The organism is Pseudomonas tritici (assembly GCF_014268275.3).
Lineage (GTDB): Bacteria > Pseudomonadota > Gammaproteobacteria > Pseudomonadales > Pseudomonadaceae > Aquipseudomonas > Aquipseudomonas tritici.
The window spans coordinates 4,311,041-4,335,751 of sequence record NZ_CP077084.1 but is presented as its reverse complement, the minus strand read 5'-3'; the positions used below and the strand labels follow the sequence as shown (position 1 = coordinate 4,335,751).

Here is a 24,711-nt window from a genome sequence, read left to right as displayed (position 1 = left end):
CGAGGAAAACGCTAATGTCCAGACTTCCATTGGACGGCATTCGTGTCGTCGAAATTTCTCATATGGTGATGGGGCCGACCTGCGGGATGATCCTGGGTGACCTCGGTGCCGAGGTGATCAAGATCGAGCCGATCCAGGGCGACGGCACGCGCCGCCTGCTGGGCGCGGGTGCCGGTTTTTTTCGCACCTTCAACCGCAACAAACAGTGCATCGCCATTGACGTCAACACCCCTCAGGGGCGCGACGCTGTGCTGGAACTTATCGACACCGCCGACGTATTCATCGAGAACTTCAAACCTGGCCGCATGCAAGCGCTCGGCTTTGGCTACGCTGCGATTCGGGAGCGTAACCCGCGCATTATTTATGCCTCACACAAAGGCTTTCTGAACGGTCCTTACGACAATCGCCTGGCCCTGGATGAAGTGGTGCAGATGATGGCCGGTCTGGCCTACATGACAGGCCCTGTCGGTAGACCGCTACGTGCTGGCAGTTCCGTGAACGACATCATGGGCGGGATGTTCGGTGCCATCGGCGTGCTTGCCGCGCTCAACGAGCGCAACGTCACTGGGGCCGGTCGTGAGGTGCAAAGCGCGCTTTACGAAAACTGCGTATTGCTCGCCGCCCAACATATGCAGCAATACGCGGTGACCGGGCAGGCAGCCGCGCCAATGCCGAACCGCATCAGCGCCTGGGCCATCTATGACGTGTTCGAGTTCGCTGGCGGTGAGCAGATGTTCGTTGCTGCCACCGGTGAAGGCCAGTGGAACGCCTTGTGCCAGCTGCTGGGCCAGACGGTGTTGCTCGACGATCAGACTCTTGCCACCAACAACGACCGCGTTCTACAACGACCACGGCTGCTGGCCCATCTGGCTGAAGTCTTCGCGACCATGGATGCTCAGGCTCTGGCGCTACAACTCGAAGCCCACGGCATTCCATTCGCGCCGATTCGTCGTCCGGAAGAGTTGTTTGAAGATCCTCACCTGCTGAAAAGCGGTGGACTGGCAAATCTTGAACTCGAAGACGGATCGTTCACCGCCATGCCACTGCTGCCGTTGTCCCTGGATGGCGAGCGTCTTCAACCCCGTCGATCAATTCCACGCATCGGCGAGCACACCCACAAAGTCATGTGCGAACTGGGCTACAGCGACGAACACATTGCCGAGCTGTGTGCTGCCGGTGTGCTGAAAACTGATGCTCAGGCCTGAGGAGGAGCTGCCGTGGCTATCTATCAATATGACACGCTTATCCCCGCCATCCACGCCGAAACCTTCGTCGCGCAAGACGCTACCGTCATCGGCAATGTCACGCTGCAGCAGGGCGTCAGTATCTGGCCACATGCTGTTCTGCGCGGTGACAACGAGCCGATTCTCATCGGTCAGCACAGCAATGTGCAGGAAGGTGCGGTGCTGCATGCCGATCCGGGATTTGCGCTGACGGTAGGCAAGGGCGTCACCATCGGCCACCAGGCCATGTTGCATGGCTGCACCATTGGCGATGGTGCGCTTATCGGGATTCAGGCGGTTGTCCTCAATGGTGCGGTCATCGGCAAGAACTGCCTGGTTGGCGCCGGTGCGATTGTCACCGAAGGCAAGGTGTTCCCGGATAACTCCCTGATCCTGGGCGCACCTGCCAAAGTCGTGCGCGAACTGACGCCTGAAGCGATTGCCGGCATGCACCGAAACGCCGAGGACTATGTCGTCAAGGGTCAGGTTTACAAGGAAAAACTGATCCTGATCAGCTAAACCCGTTGAGCAAAGTTCCTGAAGGAACTTGCCTCTCTCCAATAATTACAAGAATGGAGAAACATCATGGTTGCCATGACTGGCGAAATCGCCCTTGCGCGCAGCGAAGAAACGATCAACGAATTGCTGCTGTATCGGCGCGTGGCCTGGCGCATCATGCCGCTGGCCATTATCTGCTTTCTGTTTTCCTATTTTGATCGGATCAACATCAGCTTCGCCAAGACCCAAATGCAGCATGAATTGGGTCTGAGCGACGCGGCATACGGTTTGGCCGCGAGCATGTTTTTTTTCGGCTACGTGCTATTCGAAGTGCCTAGCAGTCTTGGTCTCAAACGCTACGGGGCGCCGGCCTGGATCTGTCGGATCATGATCTCCTGGGGACTGGCGACGGCGGCTTTGATGTTCGCCTACACGCAATACACCCTGTACTTCCTGCGTTTTCTGATCGGCGTGATGGAAGCCGGTTTTGGCCCGGCGATCCTGTTCTACCTGGCGTGCTGGTTTCCCAAGAAGCACCTGGCAAAGATGAATGGCCTTTGGTTCCTGGCGGTACCTCTGGCAGGCGCCGTCGGTGGGCCGGCGGCGGGGATCCTGTTGGGCACGATGGACGGGGTGTTCGGGCTGGCAGGTTGGCACTGGCTGTTCCTGATGTCCGGACTCCCCTGTGTGGTACTCGGCCTGCTGGTGTTGTGGAAACTGGACCGAGACATCGAATCGGCCAAATGGCTAAGCCGTAGCGAGAAGGACCTGCTGGCGGCCAACCTGGCGCATGACAAAGTCAACCAGAAGCCGGTATTGGGATCGTTGTGGCGTGTGTTGCTGACCCGGGAAGTGGCGCTCATGGCGTTCATCTACTTTGTGATCAAGACCGCTGCTTATGGCCTCAACTTCTGGATGCCACACCTGATCAAATCCTCCGGTGTGCAGAGTCTATTCTGGATAGGGATGCTTTCGGCGTTGCCTTACATCGTGGCCTGTATCGGCATGATATGGCTGACCCGGCGTTCTGATCGTACAGGTGAACGCAAGACTTACCTTGTGTGGTGCCTGGTGGCGGCGGCAGTAGGCTACGTGTTGGCCTGCCTGTTCTCCGACTCGTCATGGGCGATGATGGCAGCACTCGTACTCGCTACTGCGGGCACCTTTATTGCGATCCCGATTTTCTGGACCATCCCGCAGTCGACCTTCTCCGGCCTGGCTATCGCTACCGGGACAGCAGCAATCAACTCCATCGGCCAATTGAGCGGCATGGTTGCACCTGTGATGGTGGGCAAAATCAACGATCTGTCCGGCTCTACCTACATGGGCATGCTCTCCATTGCACCGCTGATTCTAGTCGCTTGTTTCGTCGTCATGCGCTACGTCAAGAATCCCAGGTCCTGACGAAATTCTCACGAATGACCGGACTTGCTGATTGTTGAAGGGCTTGAATCGCGCAAGCGCCCCCTTTCTTTCACAACCGGTCTACCATGCCACCCCCGGCAGTGGTTCACGCGCTACCGACCTCATTCTTAAAAGGTACCGCAATGTCCATCGACCAAATCTCCCTTCCCAAAGGCGTAGGCCCTCACGCCATCAAGCTCCTCGAAGCCATCACTGGCGCTTCAACCCATGAAGAGCTCAATCGCGCCGGTGGCAAAGCTGAGGGGTTTGTGTTGGGGCTTGAGTCCACCAAAGCCATCAAGAGCCAAATCGCCGAGTCGTTGTATGTGGCCTACGACGATGCGGCGAGTAACCGGGCGGGTGAGTTGAAGGGCTAACCATCAGCCGGGGCAGGGTGCTTCGCGGTCAAGGAGTTTGGCCGTGAGCAACACGCCCAGTTCGCTCAGTTGGTGGATCGCCAGGGCGACGTCGCGGTGTTTGCCGGACAGGTCGAGCAGCAGCGTGTTTTGGGCTGCTGCGCAGCCCAACGGGAGCAAGCTCCCTCGCCACAGGGGTTAGGGGCGTTAGTAGCCTTGGCTCACGCTCACGCCGCGCATGATCGAGAAGCGCGGGTCGAGCAGTTTCAAGCCTTGTTCACCTTTCACCCGGCCCACGGTCACGTGGTAAGTCTTCGGCACGTCGGAGAGGTTTTCCGGGTTGCGCGCCAGTTTTTCTATCGCTGGGGTTTTGGCCCAGGCGGCGATGGGTTTCTGGCGGATGTCCACCGTCACGATCCAGGATTTATCCACGGCGGCGCCCATTGGGCCGGTGTTGGGGGCGATGTCCTTGATTTTGGCGATTTCATAGCCTTGTGAGTAACAAAAGCCAGATGCTTGTTCCACGTAGGCGGCGCGGCCAGGGTCGGTGAGGCTGTAGGTCTTGTCGCTTTTGGCGAGCAGGCCGGCGTCTGTCAGCGCATCGAAGGCGGGCGCGTTGCCGCTGGAGACGCCGGTGCTGAAGGTTGAGCTCAGCGTGACCGGGAAGCTTTTGAACATCGCTGCCGTCACGCAGGAAGCCCCTTCCAGCCGGGGTTGCAGTGCGGCGTGGATGTCGGTGTCCGAAGGGCTGTCGCTGCAAGCGGTGAGCAGCAGGGCGCTGGTGGCGGCGAGGGCCAGGGCGTTGATTCGCATCGTTTTATCCTTGACGATTGGGAGGGGGTGGCACTGAGACATTAACGTCGAGCAGATGTTTCCAGGCTGATGCCTTTGCCTTACCTTGACCTGCATCTGCCCACCTTGGGCATGGGGATGACGAATCAGGCGCGAGCAATGGGAGGCGTTTTTCCCGCGTTCAGGACCAGAGCCGCCCTCCAATACGCTATAGAATTGCCTCCTGGAACAGGCCTCACAACGAAGGATTGAGCATGACATTGACTGTCGAAACCCTACTCCAACTGGCCATGGCCAACCCCATCAACGCCGAAATCACCGCACGCCTGCCCGACCTCGGCGTGGACCAATGCATGCTCACCGCCGGCTGTCTGTTCCAGGCAGTGTGGAACCATCAAGCGAATCTTCCCGCCGCTCAGGGCGTGAAAGACTACGACGTCTTTTACTTCGACACAGACATGTCCTACGAGGCGGAAGATGCGGTGATTCGTTCGGCCGAGGCGCTGTTCCAGGACCTGGGCGTGAATGTGGAGGTGAAGAACCAGGCGCGGGTGCACCTTTGGTACGGCGAGCGGTTTGGTCGGCCCTATCCGCAGTTGCACTCGGCCAAGCAGGGCGTGGATCGTTACCTGGTGGCAGGTACGTGCATCGGCTTGGATATCGCGACGGGTGAGGTGTACGCGCCCTATGGGTTGGATGACGTGGAGCACGGCGTGCTGCGCATCAACCCGCTGCATGCGGAGCCGGCGTTGTTCATGCACAAGGCCAAGAGTTATCAAGCGCGTTGGCCGTGGCTGAAGATTGTGGCGCCGGGTTCACCCCAGTAACCCTCCCAGCACGGCGCTGGCGGCCACCACCAACCAGGGCGGCAGCTTCCAGACCATCAGCGCCACCAAGGCGGCCAGTGCCAAGCTGAAGTCCAGCGCAGTGAAGATCGCGCTGGTCCACACCGGCTGATACAGCGCCGCCAGCAATAACCCCACCACTGCCGCGTTCACTCCGGCCAGCGCGGCCTGGGTGCGTGGGCTGCGGCGCAGGGTTGCCCAGAACGGCAGTGCACCCATCACCAGCAAAAAGGACGGGGCAAATATAGCCAGCAGCGCAATCACGCCACCCAGCCAGCCGTTCGGGGCATGGTTCATCGAGGCGCCAAGGAACGCGGCAAAGGTGAACAGCGGGCCGGGCACGGCTTGCGTGGCGCCGTAGCCCGCGAGGAATACGTCATTGTTCACCCAGTGCGGTGGCACCACTTCGGCTTGCAGCAACGGCAGCACCACATGGCCGCCGCCGAAGACCAGCGAGCCGGTGCGGTAGAAGGCATCTACCAAGGCCAGCGTGGGATTGGGCAACCAGCCGGCCAGAATCGGCAGGCCCGCCAGCAACACGAGGAACAGCCCCAGCCACAGGGCGCCCGCGCGGCGGCTGATGGCGACCGGCAGCGCGTCAGGCTCGGCACTCGGCTCACGTTTGAACAGCAGCAGGCCGGCCACGCCTGCGGCGCAGATCACCCCGACCTGGGCCCAGGCGGACGGTTCCAGCAGCGCCAAACACGCCGCAATCAGCATCAGTATCACACGCGCCAGGCCTTGGCACAGGGAACGCGCCATGCCCCAGACGGCTTGGGCGACCACCGCCACGGCGACCACTTTGAGGCCATGCAGCGCGCCGTCGGGGAGGGCGCTGCCATCGTGGGACAGGCCCAGGGCGAACAGGATCAGCGCGATGGCTGACGGCAGTGTAAACCCGGCCCAGGCAGCAGCGGCGCCACGGTAACCGGCGCGGGACAGGCCCAGCGCGATGCCGACCTGGCTGCTGGCCGGGCCAGGGAGGAATTGGCACAACGCGACCAATTCCGCGTAACTGCGCTCGCTCAGCCAGCGTCGCCGTGTGACGAACTCCTCGCGAAAATAACCCAGGTGCGCAATCGGGCCGCCGAACGAGGTGAGGCCCAGGCGCAGGAAGATCAGGAATACCGACCAGGGGCTGCCGGGATGATCAGCACAGGAATGGGCCAAGGGGTGAGGTCTCATGAGGGGTTGCGCCACCTTAGCGAATTTTGATGACGTGAAGAAGAGGCCTCTGTTTACGCCAATTGCAACGCGTGATGGAATTTTTGCGCGCGCATTTGAGTCATTGAAAGATGCACGGAGAAAGCCTTCCCATCACTGATACTGACGACAGCAAGGACAGACGATGACCTTTTTTATTTTCCTGCTGGCCTGCGCGGCGGCTGCCAGCACCGGCATCATTTTCAAACCAGGCGCCTGGTACGAATCCCTCGTGAAACCCAGCTTCACACCGCCCAATTGGTTGTTCCCGGTGGCGTGGACGATCATATACCTGCTGCTGGCCTGGGCCGGTTACCGCCTCAGCCTGATCCCAGGCAGCGAAATGGTGTTGGCCCTGTGGGCGGCGCAGATTGCGTTGAACACGTTGTGGACGCCGGTGTTCTTCGGCGCCCATCGCATCTTGGCCGGGATGGTGATTATTACCGTGCTGTGGCTCACCGTAGCGGCGATGGTGGTGTTGGCGGTGCGCCTGGACTTGATCACCGGCTTGATCCTGTTCCCCTACTTGGCGTGGCTGTGTGTCGCGGCGGCGTTGAATTTCTCGATCCTGCGGAATAACCGCTGATGGCCCATACGCTCTGGCCCGCCAGTGAGCCTGAACTGGCCGAGATGCGCCGTTTCAATCAAAAGCTCGCGTGGATGCCGCGCTTTAAAATCCGCAATCGGGTTACACCGCGTCTGATTCAGGTGCTGTTGCGCGTCAGCCAAAAGGTCAGGAAAGGGCCGGATGCTGAGTGCAAGGTGGTCGATTCAGTGCCCGTGCGCATCCTGCGGCCGAGCGGCAAACCCAAAGGCGTGGTGCTGGATATCCACGGCGGCGGCTGGGTGATTGGCAATGCGCAGATGGATGACGACCTCAATCTGGGTATGGTCAACGCGTGTGACGTGGCGGTGGTGTCGGTGGATTATCGGCTGGCGGTCGACACACCGGTCGAGGGGCTAATGGACGACTGCCTCGCGGCCGCGCGATGGTTGCTGGCCACGGATGAGTTTGCCGACCTGCCGGTGTTCGTCGTCGGCGAATCGGCGGGCGGGCACTTGGCGGCGGCGACACTACTGGCGTTGAAGCAGTGGCCCGATTTGCTCAAACGGGTAAGCGGGGCGGTGTTGTACTACGGCGTTTACGATTTGGCCGGCACCCCCAGCGTGCGCGCGGCGGGGCCCGAAACCTTGTTGCTGGATGGGCCTGGCATGGTCGAGGCACTGCGCATGCTGACGCCGGGGTTGAGTGATGACGAGCGTCGGCAGGCGCCGTTGTCACCGCTGTATGGCGACTTCGGCGGGTTGCCGCCGGCGTTGATGTTTGTGGGCGAGTTGGACCCGTTGAAAGATGACACCTTGTTGATCGCTGAGCAGTGGCCGGGGGCTGAGGCGCATCTGTTGCCGGAGTCGGCCCATGGGTTTATCCATTTTCCGGTGGTGATGGGGGCGGGCGTGCTTGCCTACAGCCGCCAGTGGATCAGTCAAAGAATGGACGGGGGAGTACTCAATCTTTCTTCGTCCGGGTAACCTTGCGCTCCCCCCATTCAAGCCAAGGACAGCACGTGAAGGTTCTTCAAGGATTCATCGGGTTATCGGCGCTGTATCTGCTGGCCGGCTGTGAGCAAGTCACCGAGAAGACACTGCGCTTCGACGTGCCCTACGGCTACTACGAGACGGCCTTCCGCCAGGACGTCACGGGCAAAGGCCAGTTGACCTGCAAGGTCGCCACCGACACCCAGGACCGTGGCGAAAAGTGGGTGCCTTCGGTCATTCTTGCGGCCGCCGAGGATGCTGCGGAAGACGATACGCTGTTCCTGTCCAGCTATACGCCCGCCGACAGCGACGAGCGGCTATTCGAGCTGCGCACGTTCAACAAGGCAAAGCCAGTCATCGATACCTTCTTCCATCGAGCTCCCGACCATAACGGCGTGTACACCCTACGGCTGACTTGGCAAGCAGATGGCACGATCGGCTATCAAGTCGAAAACGGCGGTGTCTGGGAAGAGAAGAAGCTTGTCGAGAAACCAGGGTTTGCCGTACGCCACGTGAGCGTGCATGCGTCGGGGATGAAGGGCAGTGCAGTCTGTGAGTTGCGCCAGTGAGTGGTACCTGTGACGTGAGGCCGTTGAAAGGCTGATTCATTGAACTAAAAACTTGATCAATGAGTCAGGTTAATCAGCTGCTCTTCTCTCATCATGAGGACTCCACCATGCGCCAATACACACTCAACTACCGATTCAACGAAGAATTGCGCACCCATGTGTTCGAATTCAAGCAGCCCGAATTGCCGGTGCATGAGGCGGCGTTGCACTTGCTGCAATTGCATTTCGGCGATGCCGAGAATGGCTTGATCCTGCCGCCTGCGGATGCGACGCCGGAGGAGATTCTGGAACAGGCGCAGGTGGTGGGAATCACGCAGATTGAGGTTGTATGAGCGAAAACCCTCGGATTCAGGCGGTCACGACTGCGGATATTCCTGACGTACTGAGGTTTGTGCTGCAGGCCCGCGCCGAGCTGTTCCCGAAGCTCAGTGCGGCGGGGATGCCGGCGGACCTGGCGCAATTCGAGGCGATCTATCTACAGGGCGATGGGCAGTTTCTAATCGCTCGGGAGGCGGGCCGGATTGTTGCGGCCATTGGTTACTTGCCTTACGACGGGCGTTTTGCGCAGTTGAATTACCAGGGCCGCAAGACAGTGGAAGTGGTGCGCCTGTTTGTGTTGCCGGCCTATCGCCGCTTTGGTCTGGCGGGGGCGTTGTATCGGGCGCTGGAGGCAATGGCGAAAGCGGAGGGGGTTGAGGTGGTTTACCTGCATACCCACCCGTTTTTGCCGGGGGCGATTGATTTTTGGGTGCGGCAGGGGTTTGAAGTGGTGGATGTAGACGCGGACCCGGTGTGGCAGACGACGCACATGCAGCGACTGTTGTAGACGTGAAACGCCGCAAATCAATGTGGGAGCAGGCAAGCCAGCTCCCACATGTGTATTGTGTGAAGCCTCTAGTTCGGGCGCAACCGCAGTATCTGCACGCCATCAAACGGGTCTGTCAGGTAGTGCGCCTGCACCCCAAACGTCTCCTGCAAGCGCTGCGGCGTCAGCACTTCCATCGGCTTACCCAGCGCCACCAACTGTCCACGATCCAGTACCGCCAGCCGATCACAGGTCAGCGCTTGATTCAGGTCATGCAGCGCAATCAATGTGGTCACCGGCAGCCCTTGCACCCCCTTCAAGATCGCCAGCTGGTGCTGGATATCCAAATGATTGGTCGGCTCATCCAGTAGCAATATCTGTGGCCGTTGCGCCAATGCGCGGGCGATGTGCACGCGTTGGCGTTCACCGCCCGAGAGGCTGCGCCAGGCGCGTTTGCTCAGGTGAGTGGCGTCGACGTCATGCAAGGCCTGGTTCACGATGGCATCGTCTTCGCTGGACCACGGGCTCAGCGCCGACAACCACGGCGTACGGCCCAGCGCCACGGCGTCGAACACGCGGATGGCATCGTCCGTGTCAGCCTGTTGCTCAACCACGGCCAGTTGCTGTGCGATGGCGCGGCGGGACAGGTCGCCCAAAAGCTGGCCGCCCAACAATACTTCGCCAGATGCCGGCGCGCGCAAGCCTGCCAGCAGTTTGAGCAAGGTGGATTTACCGGAACCGTTTGGCCCGACAATCCCCAAGGTTTCACCCAGCTGCACGTCCAGGTGAATATCGCGTAATAACTCAGCCTCACGCACCTTGAAGCCCAACCCCGTGCAGCTTAAAACGCTCATCGCGCGTTCCTCCGGCCAATGAGGATCAGCGCAAACACCGGCGCACCGACCAGCGCCGTGACCACGCCGACCGGAATCACCTGGCCTTTGATCAGCGTGCGCGACAGCACATCCGCTGCAATCAAAAACAGCGCGCCGCCGAGCGCGCTGGCCGGCAGCAAGCGTGAGTGCCCGGTGCCGAGCAACAGACGCACGGCGTGGGGGATCACCAGCCCGACAAAGCCGATGGCGCCGACAATCGACACCATCACCGCCGTCACCAGTGCCGCGCAGCCCACCAACACAAACTGCACGCGGCGCACGGGGATACCGAGGGACGCCGCCGAGTCACTGCCAAAGGTGAACGCATCCAGCGCCCGACGATGCCACAGGCACACCGCCAAGCCCACGACCGCCATCGGCACCGCCAACCACACCGATGGCCAGCGCACGCCGCTGAGGTTGCCCAACAGCCAGAACATGATGCCGCGCGCCTGTTCGGAGCTGGCCGACTTGGTGATCAGGAACGCGGTAAGCGCATTGAACAGCTGCGATCCGGCAATGCCGGCGAGGATGATCTGGCCGGTGCCGCTCGACGAACCGCTGGCGCGCGCCAGCAGAATCACCAGGGCAAACGCCGCCACCGCGCCGACAAACGCACCCGCCGACAACGAAATCAGCCCGCCGCCCACGCCCATCAGCGCCACCAGCACCGCGCCAGTCGAGGCGCCGGCGCTGATGCCCAGCAGGTACGGATCGGCCAATGGGTTGCGCAATAACGACTGCAGGATCACCCCGCACGTCGCCAGCCCCGCACCGCACGCGGCGGCTACCAGGGCACGCGTGAGGCGGTAGTTCCACACCACGCCCTCATCGATCGGGTCCAGCACATAGCCGGCCGCCCACAGTTTGTTGGCGAGTACCTGGAGCACGACCTGCGGCGAGATGGCGGTTTCACCGATGGCCACGCCGGCGAGCAGGGCGATCAGTAGCAAGGCCAGGGCAACTAGGGTCCGGATCAGGCTGGCAGTCATTTGTGCAGGTCGTAGCCGTCGATGGCGGCCGCCAGTTGTTCAAGGCCGTCGAACGTACGAATGCTGGCCTGCAGCGCCATGGCGTCGAGGATGATGATGCGGTTGTTTTTCACCGCGTCCATGTTGCGCGTGACCGGGTCGCTGCGCAAAAAGGCCAGTTTCTTTTCATGGTCGTCAGCCGGGTAACGGCGCCGGTCCATGCGTGCGATGATCAAAAAGGTCGGGTTGGCCTTGGCGATGGTTTCCCAGCCGACGGCGGGCCACTCTTCATCGGACTGCACCACGTTGGAAAGGCCGAGGGTTTGCAGCATGAACTCGGGAATGCCTTTGTGGCCGGCCACGTACGGGTCGCTGGCCATCTCGGAACTGGAGAACCACACCAACGCGCTGGCGTGCTTGAGGCCTTTGCTTTGCACAGTGGCGACCGACTTGGCCAGGCGCGCCTTGAGTTCGTCGTTCAATTGTTCGCCGCGGTCCTGTACGTCGAAAATCTGCGCCAGTTGGCTGATGCTTTTATAGATCGTCGCGATGCGGAAAGGCTCCAGCCGCGTGCCATCTGCGCCCACCAGGTTGTCTTTGCCTTCGCAGTCGGAGGGCAGCAGGTAGGTAGGGATCTTCAGCTCATGGAATTGCTCGCGGGTGCCGACCACGCCTTGTGGCCCGACCACCCATTCCAGCTCGGCGGCTACCAGTTGCGGGCGCTTGGCGATCACCGCTTCGAAGCTCGGCTCGTTGTTGGCCAGGCGCTCGATGCTGTCGTTCTGCGCCTTGAACTGCGGCAATACGCTGTTGAACCACAACGAAGTGCCCACCACCTTATCGCCCACGCCCAGCGCGTAAAGCATCTCGGTAGCCGCCTGGCCAATCGTCACGCTGCGCGCGGGAGCCTGCTGGAAGGTCAGGCGGCTGCCGCAGTTTTCCACGGTCAGTGGGTAGTGGGTGGGCGCGGCTTGGGCCAGGGCACAGAAGCTGACGCCGGCGAGCAGGGCGGTGACGCGTGGCAGCATGGGGCAATCTCCGAGTGAACCGTACGTGGAACTGGGGAGGTACGGTTCGGAAACACACCCTTGGGCACTGTGGTGGAGACAGGCAAGCGTGTCCTTCCCGGACACCCCGCCGGTTAGTGATTGAGCTTAAGCCGGCAGGTCTCCTGACTGATGCGTCGTCGCCACGCTCCAGCCTTCCCGGACGTGATCCAGTGGCATTAAGGAGCAGGCTCAGCACCTACAGTTGCGGGGGCAGTTCCGATTGGCGCGGGTGTAGCGCGCTTCGGATTCCCTATTAGTCCCGTTTGGGAACCGGCGCGGTATGGTAGTCGATCAGGCACCTTAGCGGGAGCTCCAAATACTCGAGGCGTGAACACGGTGGTAGCTCTCGCGGAGTTCGTCATCCTATGATGCGCATCCCATGGATAGTCTTCACACAAGGAAAGCACAGTGAAATCATTAATCGTCCTCGCCCTTATCGCCACGCTCGCCGGTTGCGCCACGCAGGGCAAATCTGAAAAGCAGATTCTTGACGAGGCCGCCACCGCGTACGTCAAGTCGATGCCCGCCGGCTCGGACAAGCTCCGTTTGCACACGATGAGCATCCCCAAAACCGGTTTGTTTGGCGATACGCTGGCGATTGCCATGGCCAGTGATCAGAACGCCGCCCACCTCAGGGGCGAATTGCTGAATGCAAAACGCATGGGCGATGTGTTCTTTTTGATTATCGGCGCCGGCAGCCCAGTTGACGTTGCTGTGATCAGCAAAGCGGTCGAAGGGCAGGATTTGAACGGGATGCAGATTTACTACTCGGGCACCGATGCACAAAGAGACACAGTGCGTGCGGCCGTTGAAAAGACCCAGGCGCAATTTCATTACATCAATGCGCAATGACTACTCGCACTTAGAGCCGTCTGGGCAAACTGGCGCTGTTGTTCCGCGTCTAGGCCGATGTTGGACGGAGTCGGCCAATCACCGCAGATCAAAATGTGGGTGTTGGCTTGTCGAACCGCTGCGATAGCCAGAAGTATCTACACATCTTGAGCGAGCGCTCTGCGTAGCAGCTGTCGAGCCCTGGCGAGGCTGCGTCAGCGGTGTGTCAGACAGACCGCAAACGCAGCCTCGCCAGGGCTCGACAGCTGCTACGCACTTTCACATTGAAAATATGTAGATACCTGTGCCGCCGTCTTCGCAGGCAAGCCAGCTCCCACACTTGATGTACGTCGTCCGTTCGGTCAGAGACGAATGTCTTCCGGACCTTGTATCAGCGCTTCAATCCGCGTGCCGGTGGCGCGTTCTTCGTTGCTGAAGCCGTCGTAGTCGGCGAGGTTGGCAAAACGGAGGCCGGTCAGCCGTTCTATCTGGACCACACTGCGTTGGTAGGTCCTGAGCTGGCCAAACACCAGCTCGAGCTGGCCCAATTCGCGGTTCTGGTCAATCATGTAGGCACTCGCGCGAGGCTTGCCGTCGTCACCGAGGTAGGCGACGACTTTCCAGAAGGCCTTGGGGATTTTAACGCCCCGGTACACTCGGTCGTCGTCGGCAAACACCGGCCCGGTAAACATGGTGGCGCGGGCTTTCCAGCGTTGGGTGTTATCGAGAATATAGTCTTCGAGCTCCAGCCAGGTCTTCTGGTTGAACCCATTCATCTGCGGCGAGCAGTTGGTGAAGTGGAATGTGTCGAAGTTGGCGATTTTTGCCTCGTCGCCCCAATTGGGGTCCTGTCGGCGTACCAGGTGGCCGCGATCAAGGCCATTGCTGGCGTAGAGGTCTTCGCCCACCTGCGCGTCGATGGGCAGGCGGCCATCGTAGGCCCAGATGTCGTTGCTACGGGCAACGTCCACATGCAGCCCCCCGTCGATATTGGCGCCCACGTACAGCGCGAGGCGCCTTGAGCGTGACATCGTCACCGAGAAGTGCGTGTAGTCCAGGCGGTCGCCGCCCTCTTTCAGCGTCTGTACATCATCCGCAATCGCGTCCTCAACGGTGGGCCAGGGCACCACGAAGCTGCCGAGAAAATCCTCGGCGTAGCCGCTCCGGTCCTTGAAATCCTTGGCCGCAGTGACGCGTGGCGTCGCCGCCCTGGCCTCCAGCAGAGTGGGGCTCGGCGCGAGCAGCGGGCGCAGGTCGGCGAGCCGTGGGCGGTACGAAAGGTCGATTTTGGTTTTGCGTGCGGGCATCGGTCAGTCCTCCTTGGATAAACACGACTGCAACATAGGTTAATGACAATTGATGACACGCGTTGATCCCAGGGGGCTATCCTGAGTCGATACCCGGACGTTGTCACATGCCAAATGGAGCCAGCCAATGTGTGTTCGCCAGCAGCATCGCAATCCGATTTTCTGCCTGATCCCGCCCTACATGCTCGACCAGATCGCCCGCAACGGTGATAAAGCGCAGCGGGAAATCGCGTTGCGCACCCGCGCCAAAGACAGCACGTTTCGCTCGCTGCGTATGGTCGCGGTGCCCGCCAAAGGGCCCGCTCACATGGCCCTGGCCATGGGCGCAGGCAAGCGGCGTTCGATCTACAGCGCCGAGGGCACCGACAGCCTGCCGGGAACGCTGGTCCGTGGCGAAGGGCAGCCCGCCAGCGGTGATGCGGCGGTGGACGAGGCCTACGATGGCTTGGGCGCCACCTTTGATTTTTTCGAGCAGGTCTTCGACCGCAACTCCATCGATGATGCCGGCATGGCATTGGACGCGACCGTTCATTTTGGCCAGAACTACAACAATGCGTTCTGGAACTCGGCCCAGATGGTGTTTGGTGATGGCGATGAGCAGTTGTTCAATCGCTTCACAGTGGCGCTCGACGTGATTGGCCATGAGTTGGCCCATGGCGTCACCGAGGATGAGGCCAAGCTGATGTACTTCAATCAGTCCGGCGCGTTGAACGAGTCGCTGTCGGACGTGTTCGGCTCACTGATCAAGCAATATGCACTGCAGCAATCGGCACAAGACGCCGACTGGCTGATCGGCAAGGGGCTGTTTACGCCAAAGATCAAAGGCACCGCCCTGCGCTCGATGAAAGCCCCCGGTACCGCGTTTGACGACGAACTGCTGGGCAAGGACCCTCAGCCTGGGCACATGGATGATTTTGTGCAGACCTACGAGGACAATGGTGGGGTGCATATCAATTCCGGCATCCCCAACCATGCGTTCTACCAAGTGGCGACGAAGTTGGGCGGGTTCGCCTGGGAGCGCGCCGGGCGTATCTGGTATGACGCGTTGCGCGATGCGCGGCTGCGGCCCAACTCGGGGTTTCTGCGCTTTGCGCGCATCACCTACGATATTGCCGGCCGACTCTACGGCGCGAACAAGGATGAGCAGAAGGCGGTCAAGGAAGGTTGGAAAGCGGTCGGCATTTCGGTCTGACGTGAGGAACAACCATGCAGATTTCGATCAAGGAAAACGGCGGACCGGCGTTTTTTCCCGGCTTGGCCCAGCCTCGTACGGTAAAGCTGGACGCTCTGCCTGAGCAGGATCAGCAGGAGTTGCGGCAACTGATCGCGGCTTCAGACTTTTTTCAGTTGCCGCAGAGCACCGTTCCGGAGTCCGGGAAGCCAGGCCAGGTGCATTACACCCTGACCGTGACAGAGGGCCAGCGCGAGCACACGGTGTGCGTGCTGGCGCCGGTGAAGTCCCAGGCACTGGACGGGCTGGTGCAGTGCGTGCGCAGGCATATTCGGTGTTGAGGCCGTTTTAGGTCTGCTGCGCAGTCCAGCGGGAGCAAGCGCCTTCGCCACAGGGAGTGCTCGGCTTATTTGCGGTCCAGCCACACGGTTTGCGCGTTGCAGAATTCGCGTACGCCGAAGTGCGACAATTCGCGGCCGAACCCACTTTTTTTCACGCCGCCGAACGCCACCCGAGGGTCGGAAACGCTGAAGGCGTTGACGAAGATCCCGCCGGTTTCCAACTGGTTGGCGATATCGCGTGCCTTCGCCGGGTCGGTGGTGAAGATGCTGGCGGTGAGGCCGAACTCGCTGTCATTGGCCAGGGCCACGGCGTGGTCGGCGTCGCGGGCGGTGATGATCGAGGCCACGGGGCCGAACAGTTCCTGCTTGAACGAGGTCATCTGGTCGGTGACGTCAGCCAGTACGGTCGGTTCGTAGAAGTTGCCGGCGCCGGGTACTTTGTGACCGCCCAGCAATAGGGTTGCGCCTTCTTCCAGGGTGGCCTGGACCTGGCCGTGCAGCTCGTCGCGCAAGTCAAAGCGGGCCATCGGGCCAATATAAGTGGCGGCTGAGGTGGGGTCGCCCATCGCCAAGGCGCGGCTGGCCTCCAGGAATTTGACGGTGAATGTTTCCACCACGCCGGCCTCGATGATCAGGCGCTTGGCGGCGGCGCAGACTTGGCCGCTGTTCTGGAAGCGGCCGATCAGGGCGGCTTGCACGGCGGCGTCGAGGTCGGCGTCGTTGAGTACGATGAACGGGTCGGAGCCGCCGAGTTCCAGCACGCATTTTTTCAGTGCAGCGCCGGCCTGGGAGCCAATGGCGATGCCGGCACGCACGCTGCCGGTCAGGGTAACGGCGGCGATGCGTGGGTCGGCGATGGCTTTGGACACGCCTTCGTTGGCCACGTTGATCACTTCGAACAGCCCTTCGGCGAAGCCAGCCTTTTTAAACGCTTGTTGGATCAGATAGGCGCTGCCCATTACGTTCGGTGCGTGTTTGAGCACGTAGGTGTTGCCGGCAAGCATGGTCGGCACGGCGCCGCGCAGCACTTGCCATACGGGGAAGTTCCACGGCATGACTGCCAGGATAGGGCCGAGCGGGCGGTATTCGATCTGGGCGCTGCCGTTGTCCACCAACGTCGGTTCCGGGGCGAGCATGGCCGGACCGTGGGCGGCGTACCATTCGCTGAGTTGCGCGCATTTTTCGATTTCGGCACGGGCTTGGGCGATGGGTTTGCCCATTTCCAGGGTGATGGTCTGGGCCATTTCTTCGGCTTGGTCACGCAGGGCGTTGGCCAGGCTCAGCAGCAACTCGGCGCGCTGGCTCACTGGCTGGCGGCGCCAGGTGCGGAACGCGCTGGTGGCCCGATCGAGGGCGGCGTCCAGTTGCTGATGGGTTTCGTAGGGATAGCTGCCAACGGTTTCGCCGTTGGCCGGGTTAATCGAGAGGGCATGGGTGGTTGCGTTCATGGCGCCGTCCTGCTGAATGAATACGTTGAGTTCAGCCTACGGGGCTATCTCTTTTCTGGAAACTGAATAATATTAAGCAATACGTTCACGATTGGAGAATGATGTGGATCTGGTGCAGCTGGAAATCTTCAAGGCCGTTGCCGAGCAAGGCAGCATCAGCGCCGCCGCGCAGTTGATTCATCGGGTGCCGTCGAACCTGACCACGCGCATCAAGCAACTGGAGCAGGACCTGGGCGTGGAATTGTTTATCCGCGAGAAAAGCCGCTTGCGCCTGTCGCCGGCCGGCTGGAATTTCCTCGGCTATACGCGGCGCATCCTCGACCTGGTGCAGGAAGCCCGCGCGACGGTGGCGGGGGAGGAGCCCCAGGGCGCGTTTGCCCTCGGCTCGCTGGAGAGCACCGCGGCGGTGCGTATCCCGGCGTTGCTGGCGGCGTATAACCAGAAGCACACCAAGGTTGAGTTGGACCTGAGCACCGGGCCATCGGGCACGATGATTGAAGGCGTGCTGTCGGGACGGTTGACGGCGGCGTTTGTTGATGGCCCGGTGCTGCACAGCACCCTTGAGGGCGTAGCGGTATTTGAAGAAGAGATGGTGGTGATTGCGCCGCTGCATCACGCGCCGATTACCCGGGGGCAAGAGGTGAACGGCGAGAACATCTACACCTTTCGCTCGAACTGCTCGTACCGACACCACTTTGAGCGCTGGTTCTCACAGGACGGCGCGGTACCGGGCAAGATCTTTGAGATCGAGTCCTACCACGGCATGCTTGCCTGCGTCAGCGCCGGGGCCGGGGTGGCGCTGATGCCGCGCAGCATGCTGGAAAGCATGCCGGGGTTTGCGGCGGTGAGTGTGTGGCCGCTGACGGAGAGTTTCCGGATCTTGCACACCTGGCTGATCTGGCGCCGGGGCACGGTGTCGCAGAGTTTGAACAGCTTTGTGAAGTTGCTGGAGGAACGCGCTTTGGTAACGCAGTAGATCGAATGTGGGAGCTGGCTTGCCTGCGATAGCCACAGATATCTACACATTTTCAATGTGATAGTGCGTAGCAGCTGTCGAGCCCTGGCGAGGCTGCGTTTGCGGTCTGTCTGACACACCGCTGACGCAGCCTCGCCAGGGCTCGACAGCTGCTACGCAGAGGGCTCGCTCAAGATGTGTAGATACTTATGCTGCGATAGCATCAACTCGTTTTGCCTGATACACCGGGGTGCTGGCATCGCAGGCAAGCCAGCTCCCACATTTGATCGCTATCAGCCGCCGAATTGCAGGGTGCCCATCGCCAGTTTTGCCATTAACGCGGTCGCACCCAATTGCACCAGCCACAGTGCCAGGCCTCCGAGGAACACGCCGAGCGCTACCTGCAACACCAAGCTCTTCTGGCGCTTGGCTTGCGGCGCGCGTGGGGTGAAGTGGTCCAGCTCGTCGCGGTCGGCACGCAGGTCCAGGTCATCGTTTCTCATAAGGCTCTCACAGCAAAGGGGCAATCAGGGTTCAGTCTAGGGGAGCAGGGCATTTTCTGACAGGCATTAAAAAGGGAAGCCGTAGCTTCCCTTCTTGCGGCGCCGCCAGGTTATAGAACCTGAACAATCGCCTTTGTGACCGCATCAATGTTCGACTGGTTCAGCGCCGCCACACAGATACGCCCGGTATCCAGTGCGTAGATCCCAAACTCGGTGCGCAAGCGAGTGACTTGCTCAACGGTCAGGCCGGAGTAGGAGAACATCCCGCGCTGGCGGCCGACAAAGCTGAAGTCCTGGCCCGGAGCAGCCTTGGCCAGTTCGGCGACCATCTGCTCGCGCATGCCACGGATGCGCAGGCGCATTTCCGCCAGTTCGGCTTCCCACTGGGCGCGCAGCTCAGGGTTGTTCAGCACCGCTGCAACAATCGCCGCGCCGTGGGTCGGCGGGTTGGAGTAGTTGGTGCGGATCACACGCTTGACCTGGGACAGGATGCGCGCGCTTTCTTCCTTGGAGTCGCCAACGATGGACAGCGCGCCCACACGTTCGCCGTACAGCGAGAACGACTTGGAGAACGAGCTGGACACAAAGAAGGTCAGGCCCGACTCAGCGAACAGACGTACGGCAGCGGCGTCTTCGTGGATGCCGTCGCCAAAGCCCTGGTAGGCCATGTCGAGGAACGGCACCAGGTTCTTGGCCTTGACCACGTCCAGCACGTTCTGCCAGTCGGCCGGGCTCAGGTCGACGCCGGTCGGGTTGTGGCAGCAGGCGTGCAGCACCACGATGGACTGTGGCGGCAGGGCGTTGAGGTCTTCGAGCAGGCCGGCACGGTTTACGTCGTGGGTGGCGGCGTCGTAGTAGCGGTAGTTCTGCACCGGGAAACCTGCGGTTTCGAACAGGGCGCGGTGGTTTTCCCAGCTTGGGTCGCTGATGGCGACAACGGCGTCTGGCAGCAGTTGCTTGAGGAAGTCGGCGCCAATTTTCAGGGCGCCGGTGCCGCCAACGGCCTGGACGGTCACAACGCGACCCGCAGCCAGCAGTGGCGACTCAGCACCAAACAGCAGGGTTTGCACGGCCTTGTCATACGCCGCGATGCCGTCGATCGGCAAGTAGCCACGGGCGGCGTGTTGCGCCACGCGAATGGCTTCCGCTTCGGCAACGGCACGCAAGAGTGGAATCTTCCCCTCTTCGTTGCAGTAAACGCCCACGCCAAGGTTGACCTTGGTGGTTCGTGTATCGGCGTTGAATGCTTCGTTGAGGCCCAGGATAGGATCGCGTGGTGCCATTTCGACAGCGGAGAACAGGCTCATTTTGCGGCAGCTCTATGGGGGAAGGGAGGGACGTGTCGCGCTCCAGCCGAATGCACTAGAGCGGTGCACAAACGGGGAGCTAGTATAGAGGCCATCACGGCTGAGGGCGACAGCCGAAACGGCTTTTCGGCCAAGTTTTTCGGTTTATTTGCTGACCGTTAGTCTTATTGCAACAGGGATCGGAAGGGTCGCGTAGGACGATTGCCTTGAAACCCGACGCACTCGCCACCACTTCTATGGCTATCATGGTTTTTTCCTACTATCCGCTCTGAATCTTCGCGGGTGGTGGTCTATTTCGTCCTCGACGGGTTTACAGTCTGGGGTGACTACACGAGGTATGTTATGTCGGATTTCCAACTCGTCACCCGCTTTGAACCCGCTGGCGATCAGCCGGAAGCCATCCGCCAGATGGTCGAGGGCATCGAAGCCGGCCTGGCCCACCAGACGCTGCTCGGGGTGACAGGTTCGGGCAAGACCTTCAGCATCGCCAACGTGATCGCGCAGATCAACCGGCCCACCCTGGTGCTGGCGCCCAACAAGACCCTGGCCGCGCAGTTGTATGGCGAGTTCAAGGCGTTCTTCCCGAATAACGCGGTGGAATACTTCGTTTCCTACTACGACTACTACCAGCCCGAAGCCTATGTGCCGTCCTCCGATACCTTTATCGAGAAGGATGCGTCGATCAACGACCATATCGAGCAGATGCGGCTGTCGGCGACCAAGGCGCTGCTGGAGCGCAAAGACGCGATCATCGTCACCACGGTGTCGTGCATCTACGGCCTGGGCAGCCCGGAAACCTATTTGAAGATGGTGTTGCACGTTGATCGCGGTGACAAACTCGACCAGCGCGAGTTGCTGCGTCGCCTGACGAGCCTGCAATACACGCGCAACGACATGGACTTTGCCCGTGCCACCTTCCGCGTGCGCGGCGATGTGATCGATATTTACCCGGCGGAATCCGACCTGGAAGCGATCCGCATCGAACTGTTTGACGATGAAGTCGAGAGCCTGTCGGCCTTCGATCCGTTGACCGGCGAGGTAATCCGCAAGCTGCCGCGCTTCACGTTCTATCCGAAAAGCCACTACGTGACCCCGCGCGAAACCCTGATGGGCGCCATCGAGGGCATCAAGACCGAGTTGGCCGAGCGCCTGGAGTACCTGCGTTCCAATAACAAGCTGGTGGAAGCCCAGCGTCTTGAGCAGCGCACCCGCTTCGACCTGGAGATGATCCTGGAGCTGGGCTACTGCAATGGTATCGAAAACTACTCGCGCTATCTCTCGGGTCGTGATTCCGGGCAGGCGCCGCCCACACTATTTGATTACTTGCCGGACGACGCGCTGTTGGTGATCGACGAGTCGCACGTCAGCGTGCCGCAGGTCGGCGCGATGTACAAAGGTGACCGCTCGCGTAAAGAAACCTTGGTGGAATACGGTTTCCGTCTGCCGTCGGCGCTGGATAACCGGCCAATGCGTTTTGACGAGTTTGAGAGCATCAGCCCGCAGACGATTTTTGTCTCGGCCACGCCGGGTAACTACGAGGCCGAGCATGCGGGCCGTGTGGTTGAGCAGTTGGTGCGCCCGACGGGGCTCGTCGACCCGCAAATCGAAATCCGCCCGGCGCTGACCCAGGTCGATGACTTGCTCTCGGAGATCGGCAAACGCGTGGCCCTGGAAGAGCGGGTGCTGGTCACTACGTTGACCAAGCGCATGTCTGAAGACTTGACCGACTACCTGGCTGACCACGGCGTGCGCGTGCGTTACCTGCACTCGGACATCGATACGGTGGAGCGCGTGGAGATCATCCGCGACCTGCGCCTGGGCACCTTTGATGTGCTGGTGGGGATCAATCTGCTGCGTGAAGGTCTGGACATGCCGGAAGTGTCGCTGGTGGCGATCCTCGATGCGGACAAGGAGGGCTTCCTGCGTTCCGAACGCTCGCTGATCCAGACCATCGGCCGCGCGGCACGTAACCTCAATGGGCGGGCGATTCTCTACGCGGACCGCATTACCGGTTCCATGGAGCGGGCGATTGGCGAGACCGAGCGCCGCCGCGACAAACAGATTGCTTTTAACCTGGAACATGGCATCACGCCCAAGGGCGTGTTCAAGGACGTTGCCGACATCATGGAAGGCGCCGTGGTACCGGGCTCGCGCAGCAAGAAGCGCAAGGGCATGGCCAAGGTTGCCGAGGAAAGCGCCAAGTACGAGAACGAACTGCGCTCGCCGAGTGAGATCACCAAGCGCATTCGGCAATTGGAAGAGAAGATGTACCAGTTGGCGCGGGACCTGGAGTTTGAGGCGGCGGCGCAGATGCGGGATGAGATTGGTAAGTTGCGTGAGCGTCTTTTGGCTGTTTGATCTGCGCTGACAGGACTGGCCTCATCGCAGGCAAGCCAGCTCCCATATTTTGATTTGTGCATACAGTCAAATGTGGGAGCTGGCTTGCCTGCGATGGCCGCGCCTCGGTCTCCCTGATTCACCCAGGCTGGAGCCCAACCACCCCAGGCTGTTACCATTCCCCCCTTGTTTCAATTTTCAGCTTTATCGCCCATTCGAGACCTGCCATGACCACCGTCCGCACGCGCATTGCGCCATCGCCTACTGGGGATCCCCACGTCGGCACTGCTTACATCGCCTTGTTCAACTACTGCTTTGCCAAGCAGCACGGCGGTGAATTCATCCTGCGGATCGAAGACACCGATCAACTGCGCTCTACCCGTGAGTCGGAACAGCAGATTTTCGATGCCCTGCGCTGGTTGGGCATTACCTGGGCGGAAGGCCCGGACGTTGGTGGCCCCCATGGCCCGTATCGCCAGAGCGAGCGCAGCGACATCTACAAGCAGTACACCCAGCAATTGGTCGACATGGGTCATGCGTTCCCGTGCTTCTGCACCGCCGAAGAACTGGACCAGATGCGCGCCGAGCAACAGGCCCGCGGCGAAACCCCGCGCTACGACGGCCGTGCGCTGCTGCTGTCGAAAGAAGAAGTCGCCCGCCGCCTGGCCGCTGGCGAACCGCACGTTATCCGCATGAAAGTGCCGAGCGAAGGCGTGTGCGTGGTGCCGGACATGCTGCGCGGTGACGTCGAAATCCCGTGGGACCGCATGGACATGCAAGTGCTGATGAAGACCGACGGCTTGCCGACGTACTTCCTCGCAAACGTGGTCGACGACCACCTGATGGGCATCACTCACGTGCTGCGCGGTGAAGAATGGCTGCCGTCGGCGCCGAAACTGATCCTGCTCTACGAGTACTTCGGCTGGGAACAGCCGCAGCTGTGCTACATGCCGCTGCTGCGTAACCCGGACAAGAGCAAGCTGTCCAAGCGCAAGAACCCGACCTCGGTGACCTTCTACGAGCGCATGGGCTTCATGCCGGAAGCCATGCTCAACTACTTGGGTCGCATGGGCTGGTCGATGCCGGACGAGCGCGAGAAGTTCTCGCTGCAGGAAATGGTCGACAACTTCGACCTTTCCCGCGTGTCTCTGGGCGGGCCGATCTTCGATATCGAGAAGCTGTCGTGGCTTAATGGCCAATGGCTGCGTGACTTGCCGGTGGAAGAGTTCGCCAGCCGCGTGCAGCAGTGGGCGTTGAACCCTGAGTACATGATGAAGATCGCGCCGCTGGTGCAGGGCAGGGTGGAAACATTCAGCCAGGTCGCACCGTTGGCCAGCTTCTTTTTCGCGGGTGGCGTGAACCCGGATGCCAAGCTGTTTGAGTCCAAGAAACTCTCCGGTGATCAGGTTCGCCAGTTGATGCAATTAATCCTGTGGAAGCTCGAAAGCCTGCGCCAATGGGAGAAGGATGCGATCACCGCGACCATCCAGGCGGTGGTGGAGTCCCTGGAATTGAAGCTGCGCGACGCCATGCCTTTGATGTTTGCCGCGATCACCGGGCAGGCCAGTTCGGTGTCGGTACTCGATGCGATGGAAATTCTCGGCCCGGACCTGACGCGTTTCCGTCTACGCCAAGCCCTTGATTTGCTTGGTGGTGTGTCGAAGAAAGAAAACAAAGAGTGGGAAAAACTGCTGGCTGCTATCGCCTAAGCAGGCTGCTGTAACGGTGAAACCCCGGTTTTCCGGGGTTTCACCGGTAAGTGATTGTTATCCCGGCAAAAAACTTTGGAAATTGTTGAAAATAAATTTGACACACTTCTAAACCGCCATTAAGATTCGCCCCGTCCTCACCGATGAGGGGCTATAGCTCAGCTGGGAGAGCGCTTGCATGGCATGCAAGAGGTCAACGGTTCGATCCCGTTTAGCTCCACCAATTTACAGGTTCAAGGTCTGGCCACACCGTCCTTGAGTTGATGTACAGAAGGTTTTGTCCCCTTCGTCTAGTGGCCTAGGACACCGCCCTTTCACGGCGGTAACAGGGGTTCGAGTCCCCTAGGGGACGCCAGTTTCAACAAGCAGTTCGAAAGGTCTGCTGCGTCGAGAGACGAAAAATCCGGGGCTATAGCTCAGCTGGGAGAGCGCTTGCATGGCATGCAAGAGGTCAACGGTTCGATCCCGTTTAGCTCCACCAATTTTACAGGTTCAAGGTTGCGGTCACTCGGCCCTTGAATCGATCAGTTCTCAGCGCTGATCAGTGTATAGAAGGTTTGTGTCCCCTTCGTCTAGTGGCCTAGGACACCGCCCTTTCACGGCGGTAACAGGGGTTCGAGTCCCCTAGGGGACGCCACGATTACCCGCTCTGCGGGATTTTTAAGGGTCATTCAAT

General features: G+C 60.6%; 25 protein-coding genes, 4 tRNA genes, 1 pseudogene and 1 riboswitch. Of the genes and pseudogenes, 20 read left to right on the top strand and 10 right to left on the bottom strand.

The window, feature by feature from the left end; translation table 11 throughout:
* The first annotated feature begins 14 nt into the window (after window positions 1-14).
* From HU722_RS19645 to HU722_RS19630, 4 genes are all read left to right on the top strand, one after another.
* Complete coding sequence (locus HU722_RS19645) at window positions 15-1,205, top strand: CaiB/BaiF CoA transferase family protein (RefSeq protein WP_065874160.1); 1,191 nt, start codon at window positions 15-17, stop codon at window positions 1,203-1,205.
* Between the two features lie 12 nt (window positions 1,206-1,217).
* On the top strand, window positions 1,218-1,742 hold the full coding sequence (locus tag HU722_RS19640; protein ID WP_065890597.1) for a gamma carbonic anhydrase family protein: 525 nt from the start codon (window positions 1,218-1,220) through the stop codon (window positions 1,740-1,742).
* A 66-nt stretch (window positions 1,743-1,808) separates the two neighbouring features.
* Window positions 1,809-3,125, top strand: a complete 1,317-nt coding sequence (locus HU722_RS19635) for an MFS transporter (protein WP_065874158.1) — start codon at window positions 1,809-1,811, stop codon at window positions 3,123-3,125.
* A 143-nt stretch (window positions 3,126-3,268) separates the two neighbouring features.
* Entirely contained in the window at window positions 3,269-3,502 is a 234-nt protein-coding gene (locus tag HU722_RS19630; protein ID WP_065874155.1) for a hypothetical protein, read from the top strand.
* Window positions 3,503-3,505: 3 nt separating this feature from the next.
* Here the strand turns inward: HU722_RS19630 and HU722_RS19625 are convergent.
* A pseudogene (locus HU722_RS19625) lies at window positions 3,506-3,631 on the bottom strand (DUF6124 family protein); the annotation flags it as partial.
* A 57-nt stretch (window positions 3,632-3,688) separates the two neighbouring features.
* Window positions 3,689-4,294 carry an SEN1982 family lipoprotein gene (locus HU722_RS19620; protein ID WP_065874154.1) on the bottom strand — a complete coding sequence of 202 codons (606 nt, stop codon included), beginning with the start codon at window positions 4,292-4,294 and terminating at the stop codon, window positions 3,689-3,691.
* A 233-nt stretch (window positions 4,295-4,527) separates the two neighbouring features.
* Here HU722_RS19620 and HU722_RS19615 point away from each other — a divergent pair, with 233 nt between their 5' ends.
* Window positions 4,528-5,100: a nucleotidyltransferase family protein gene (locus HU722_RS19615; RefSeq protein WP_065890598.1), complete on the top strand. Its 573-nt coding sequence runs from the start codon at window positions 4,528-4,530 to the stop codon at window positions 5,098-5,100.
* On the opposite strand, the gene chrA is transcribed toward HU722_RS19615, so the two are convergent.
* The gene (chrA, locus tag HU722_RS19610; RefSeq protein ID WP_065890599.1) at window positions 5,089-6,303 is read right to left on the bottom strand and encodes a chromate efflux transporter; all 1,215 of its coding nucleotides are present in this window, start codon (window positions 6,301-6,303) and stop codon (window positions 5,089-5,091) included. The genes HU722_RS19615 and chrA overlap by 12 nt on opposite strands.
* A 163-nt stretch (window positions 6,304-6,466) precedes the next feature.
* On the opposite strand from chrA, the gene tspO reads away from it, so the two are divergent.
* From tspO to HU722_RS19585, 5 genes are all read left to right on the top strand, one after another.
* A complete protein-coding gene (tspO, locus tag HU722_RS19605) occupies window positions 6,467-6,907 on the top strand; it encodes a tryptophan-rich sensory protein TspO (protein WP_065874148.1) in 441 nt (146 codons plus the stop codon).
* A complete protein-coding gene (locus HU722_RS19600; RefSeq protein WP_065880869.1) occupies window positions 6,907-7,851 on the top strand; it encodes an alpha/beta hydrolase fold domain-containing protein in 945 nt (314 codons plus the stop codon). Before tspO ends, HU722_RS19600 begins: the two co-directional genes overlap by 1 nt.
* Window positions 7,852-7,886: 35 nt before the next feature.
* Window positions 7,887-8,426: a dsRNA-binding motif domain-containing protein gene (locus HU722_RS19595; protein WP_225930640.1), complete on the top strand. Its 540-nt coding sequence runs from the start codon at window positions 7,887-7,889 to the stop codon at window positions 8,424-8,426.
* Window positions 8,427-8,533: 107 nt separating this feature from the next.
* On the top strand, window positions 8,534-8,758 hold the full coding sequence (locus HU722_RS19590; protein WP_065874145.1) for a hypothetical protein: 225 nt from the start codon (window positions 8,534-8,536) through the stop codon (window positions 8,756-8,758).
* Entirely contained in the window at window positions 8,755-9,252 is a 498-nt protein-coding gene (locus HU722_RS19585; protein WP_065890600.1) for a GNAT family N-acetyltransferase, read from the top strand. The genes HU722_RS19590 and HU722_RS19585 overlap by 4 nt, the downstream gene beginning before the upstream one ends.
* 68 nt (window positions 9,253-9,320) lie before the next feature.
* Here HU722_RS19585 and HU722_RS19580 read toward each other — a convergent pair whose 3' ends face one another.
* From HU722_RS19580 to HU722_RS19570, 3 genes are read right to left on the bottom strand one after another with little or no spacing between them, the layout of a single operon-like run.
* A complete protein-coding gene (locus HU722_RS19580; RefSeq protein ID WP_065874141.1) occupies window positions 9,321-10,085 on the bottom strand; it encodes an ABC transporter ATP-binding protein in 765 nt (254 codons plus the stop codon).
* On the bottom strand, window positions 10,082-11,098 hold the full coding sequence (locus HU722_RS19575; RefSeq protein WP_065874139.1) for a FecCD family ABC transporter permease: 1,017 nt from the start codon (window positions 11,096-11,098) through the stop codon (window positions 10,082-10,084). The genes HU722_RS19580 and HU722_RS19575 overlap by 4 nt, the downstream gene beginning before the upstream one ends.
* Window positions 11,095-12,105 (bottom strand): ABC transporter substrate-binding protein, encoded by a 1,011-nt coding sequence (locus HU722_RS19570; protein ID WP_065890601.1) that lies wholly within the window; start codon window positions 12,103-12,105, stop codon window positions 11,095-11,097. Before HU722_RS19570 ends, HU722_RS19575 begins: the two co-directional genes overlap by 4 nt.
* A gap of 116 nt (window positions 12,106-12,221) precedes the next feature.
* A riboswitch (cobalamin riboswitch) is annotated at window positions 12,222-12,416 on the bottom strand.
* Window positions 12,417-12,534: 118 nt separating this feature from the next.
* Between HU722_RS19570 and HU722_RS19565 the strand changes: the two genes are divergently transcribed.
* The gene (locus tag HU722_RS19565; RefSeq protein ID WP_065890602.1) at window positions 12,535-12,978 is read left to right on the top strand and encodes a hypothetical protein; all 444 of its coding nucleotides are present in this window, start codon (window positions 12,535-12,537) and stop codon (window positions 12,976-12,978) included.
* Between the two features lie 341 nt (window positions 12,979-13,319).
* On the opposite strand, the gene HU722_RS19560 is transcribed toward HU722_RS19565, so the two are convergent.
* Window positions 13,320-14,264 carry a DNA/RNA non-specific endonuclease gene (locus HU722_RS19560; protein WP_065890603.1) on the bottom strand — a complete coding sequence of 315 codons (945 nt, stop codon included), beginning with the start codon at window positions 14,262-14,264 and terminating at the stop codon, window positions 13,320-13,322.
* A 127-nt stretch (window positions 14,265-14,391) separates the two neighbouring features.
* Here HU722_RS19560 and HU722_RS19555 point away from each other — a divergent pair, with 127 nt between their 5' ends.
* Together HU722_RS19555 and HU722_RS19550 are read left to right on the top strand one after the other, a co-directional pair.
* Window positions 14,392-15,456 carry a M4 family metallopeptidase gene (locus HU722_RS19555; RefSeq protein WP_065880875.1) on the top strand — a complete coding sequence of 355 codons (1,065 nt, stop codon included), beginning with the start codon at window positions 14,392-14,394 and terminating at the stop codon, window positions 15,454-15,456.
* A gap of 14 nt (window positions 15,457-15,470) precedes the next feature.
* Window positions 15,471-15,776 (top strand): protealysin inhibitor emfourin, encoded by a 306-nt coding sequence (locus HU722_RS19550; RefSeq protein ID WP_065880876.1) that lies wholly within the window; start codon window positions 15,471-15,473, stop codon window positions 15,774-15,776.
* Between the two features lie 65 nt (window positions 15,777-15,841).
* Here the strand turns inward: HU722_RS19550 and HU722_RS19545 are convergent, their stop codons facing one another.
* Window positions 15,842-17,224 carry an aldehyde dehydrogenase family protein gene (locus tag HU722_RS19545; protein ID WP_065880877.1) on the bottom strand — a complete coding sequence of 461 codons (1,383 nt, stop codon included), beginning with the start codon at window positions 17,222-17,224 and terminating at the stop codon, window positions 15,842-15,844.
* A 103-nt stretch (window positions 17,225-17,327) separates the two neighbouring features.
* Between HU722_RS19545 and ptrR the strand changes: the two genes are divergently transcribed.
* Entirely contained in the window at window positions 17,328-18,200 is an 873-nt protein-coding gene (gene ptrR, locus HU722_RS19540) for a putrescine utilization regulator PtrR (RefSeq protein WP_065874131.1), read from the top strand.
* Between the two features lie 272 nt (window positions 18,201-18,472).
* On the opposite strand, the gene HU722_RS19535 is transcribed toward ptrR, so the two are convergent.
* Window positions 18,473-18,682 (bottom strand): hypothetical protein, encoded by a 210-nt coding sequence (locus tag HU722_RS19535; protein WP_038442076.1) that lies wholly within the window; start codon window positions 18,680-18,682, stop codon window positions 18,473-18,475.
* Between the two features lie 110 nt (window positions 18,683-18,792).
* Window positions 18,793-19,989, bottom strand: a complete 1,197-nt coding sequence (locus HU722_RS19530; protein ID WP_065890604.1) for an amino acid aminotransferase — start codon at window positions 19,987-19,989, stop codon at window positions 18,793-18,795.
* A 342-nt stretch (window positions 19,990-20,331) separates the two neighbouring features.
* Here HU722_RS19530 and uvrB point away from each other — a divergent pair, with 342 nt between their 5' ends.
* The 6 genes from uvrB to HU722_RS19500 all read left to right on the top strand — a co-directional run bounded on the left by uvrB (window position 20,332) and on the right by HU722_RS19500 (window position 24,672).
* Window positions 20,332-22,347 (top strand): excinuclease ABC subunit UvrB, encoded by a 2,016-nt coding sequence (uvrB, locus tag HU722_RS19525; RefSeq protein WP_065874129.1) that lies wholly within the window; start codon window positions 20,332-20,334, stop codon window positions 22,345-22,347.
* 206 nt (window positions 22,348-22,553) lie between these two features.
* Complete coding sequence (gene gltX / locus HU722_RS19520) at window positions 22,554-24,035, top strand: glutamate--tRNA ligase (RefSeq protein WP_065874127.1); 1,482 nt, start codon at window positions 22,554-22,556, stop codon at window positions 24,033-24,035.
* 147 nt (window positions 24,036-24,182) lie between these two features.
* A tRNA-Ala gene (locus HU722_RS19515) sits at window positions 24,183-24,258 on the top strand.
* Between the two features lie 56 nt (window positions 24,259-24,314).
* Window positions 24,315-24,390 (top strand) — tRNA-Glu (locus HU722_RS19510).
* A gap of 50 nt (window positions 24,391-24,440) precedes the next feature.
* Window positions 24,441-24,516 (top strand) — tRNA-Ala (locus HU722_RS19505).
* Between the two features lie 80 nt (window positions 24,517-24,596).
* Window positions 24,597-24,672: transfer RNA gene (locus HU722_RS19500), tRNA-Glu, on the top strand.
* Window positions 24,673-24,711 lie beyond the last annotated feature (39 nt).

What these genes read in the sequence shown, in the direction of transcription:
- HU722_RS19645 (WP_065874160.1), top strand. Translation starts at nt 15, where the DNA reads ATGTCCAGACTTCCATTGGACGGCATTCGTGTCGTCGAAATTTCTCAT.
- HU722_RS19635 (WP_065874158.1), top strand. Translation starts at nt 1,809, where the DNA reads ATGGTTGCCATGACTGGCGAAATCGCCCTTGCGCGCAGCGAAGAAACG.
- HU722_RS19630 (WP_065874155.1), top strand. Translation starts at nt 3,269, where the DNA reads ATGTCCATCGACCAAATCTCCCTTCCCAAAGGCGTAGGCCCTCACGCC.
- HU722_RS19620 (WP_065874154.1), bottom strand. Translation starts at nt 4,294, where the DNA reads ATGCGAATCAACGCCCTGGCCCTCGCCGCCACCAGCGCCCTGCTGCTC.
- HU722_RS19615 (WP_065890598.1), top strand. Translation starts at nt 4,528, where the DNA reads ATGACATTGACTGTCGAAACCCTACTCCAACTGGCCATGGCCAACCCC.
- chrA (WP_065890599.1), bottom strand. Translation starts at nt 6,303, where the DNA reads ATGAGACCTCACCCCTTGGCCCATTCCTGTGCTGATCATCCCGGCAGC.
- tspO (WP_065874148.1), top strand. Translation starts at nt 6,467, where the DNA reads ATGACCTTTTTTATTTTCCTGCTGGCCTGCGCGGCGGCTGCCAGCACC.
- HU722_RS19600 (WP_065880869.1), top strand. Translation starts at nt 6,907, where the DNA reads ATGGCCCATACGCTCTGGCCCGCCAGTGAGCCTGAACTGGCCGAGATG.
- HU722_RS19590 (WP_065874145.1), top strand. Translation starts at nt 8,534, where the DNA reads ATGCGCCAATACACACTCAACTACCGATTCAACGAAGAATTGCGCACC.
- HU722_RS19585 (WP_065890600.1), top strand. Translation starts at nt 8,755, where the DNA reads ATGAGCGAAAACCCTCGGATTCAGGCGGTCACGACTGCGGATATTCCT.
- HU722_RS19580 (WP_065874141.1), bottom strand. Translation starts at nt 10,085, where the DNA reads ATGAGCGTTTTAAGCTGCACGGGGTTGGGCTTCAAGGTGCGTGAGGCT.
- HU722_RS19575 (WP_065874139.1), bottom strand. Translation starts at nt 11,098, where the DNA reads ATGACTGCCAGCCTGATCCGGACCCTAGTTGCCCTGGCCTTGCTACTG.
- HU722_RS19570 (WP_065890601.1), bottom strand. Translation starts at nt 12,105, where the DNA reads ATGCTGCCACGCGTCACCGCCCTGCTCGCCGGCGTCAGCTTCTGTGCC.
- HU722_RS19560 (WP_065890603.1), bottom strand. Translation starts at nt 14,264, where the DNA reads ATGCCCGCACGCAAAACCAAAATCGACCTTTCGTACCGCCCACGGCTC.
- HU722_RS19555 (WP_065880875.1), top strand. Translation starts at nt 14,392, where the DNA reads ATGTGTGTTCGCCAGCAGCATCGCAATCCGATTTTCTGCCTGATCCCG.
- HU722_RS19550 (WP_065880876.1), top strand. Translation starts at nt 15,471, where the DNA reads ATGCAGATTTCGATCAAGGAAAACGGCGGACCGGCGTTTTTTCCCGGC.
- HU722_RS19545 (WP_065880877.1), bottom strand. Translation starts at nt 17,224, where the DNA reads ATGAACGCAACCACCCATGCCCTCTCGATTAACCCGGCCAACGGCGAA.
- HU722_RS19535 (WP_038442076.1), bottom strand. Translation starts at nt 18,682, where the DNA reads ATGAGAAACGATGACCTGGACCTGCGTGCCGACCGCGACGAGCTGGAC.
- HU722_RS19530 (WP_065890604.1), bottom strand. Translation starts at nt 19,989, where the DNA reads ATGAGCCTGTTCTCCGCTGTCGAAATGGCACCACGCGATCCTATCCTG.
- uvrB (WP_065874129.1), top strand. Translation starts at nt 20,332, where the DNA reads ATGTCGGATTTCCAACTCGTCACCCGCTTTGAACCCGCTGGCGATCAG.
- gltX (WP_065874127.1), top strand. Translation starts at nt 22,554, where the DNA reads ATGACCACCGTCCGCACGCGCATTGCGCCATCGCCTACTGGGGATCCC.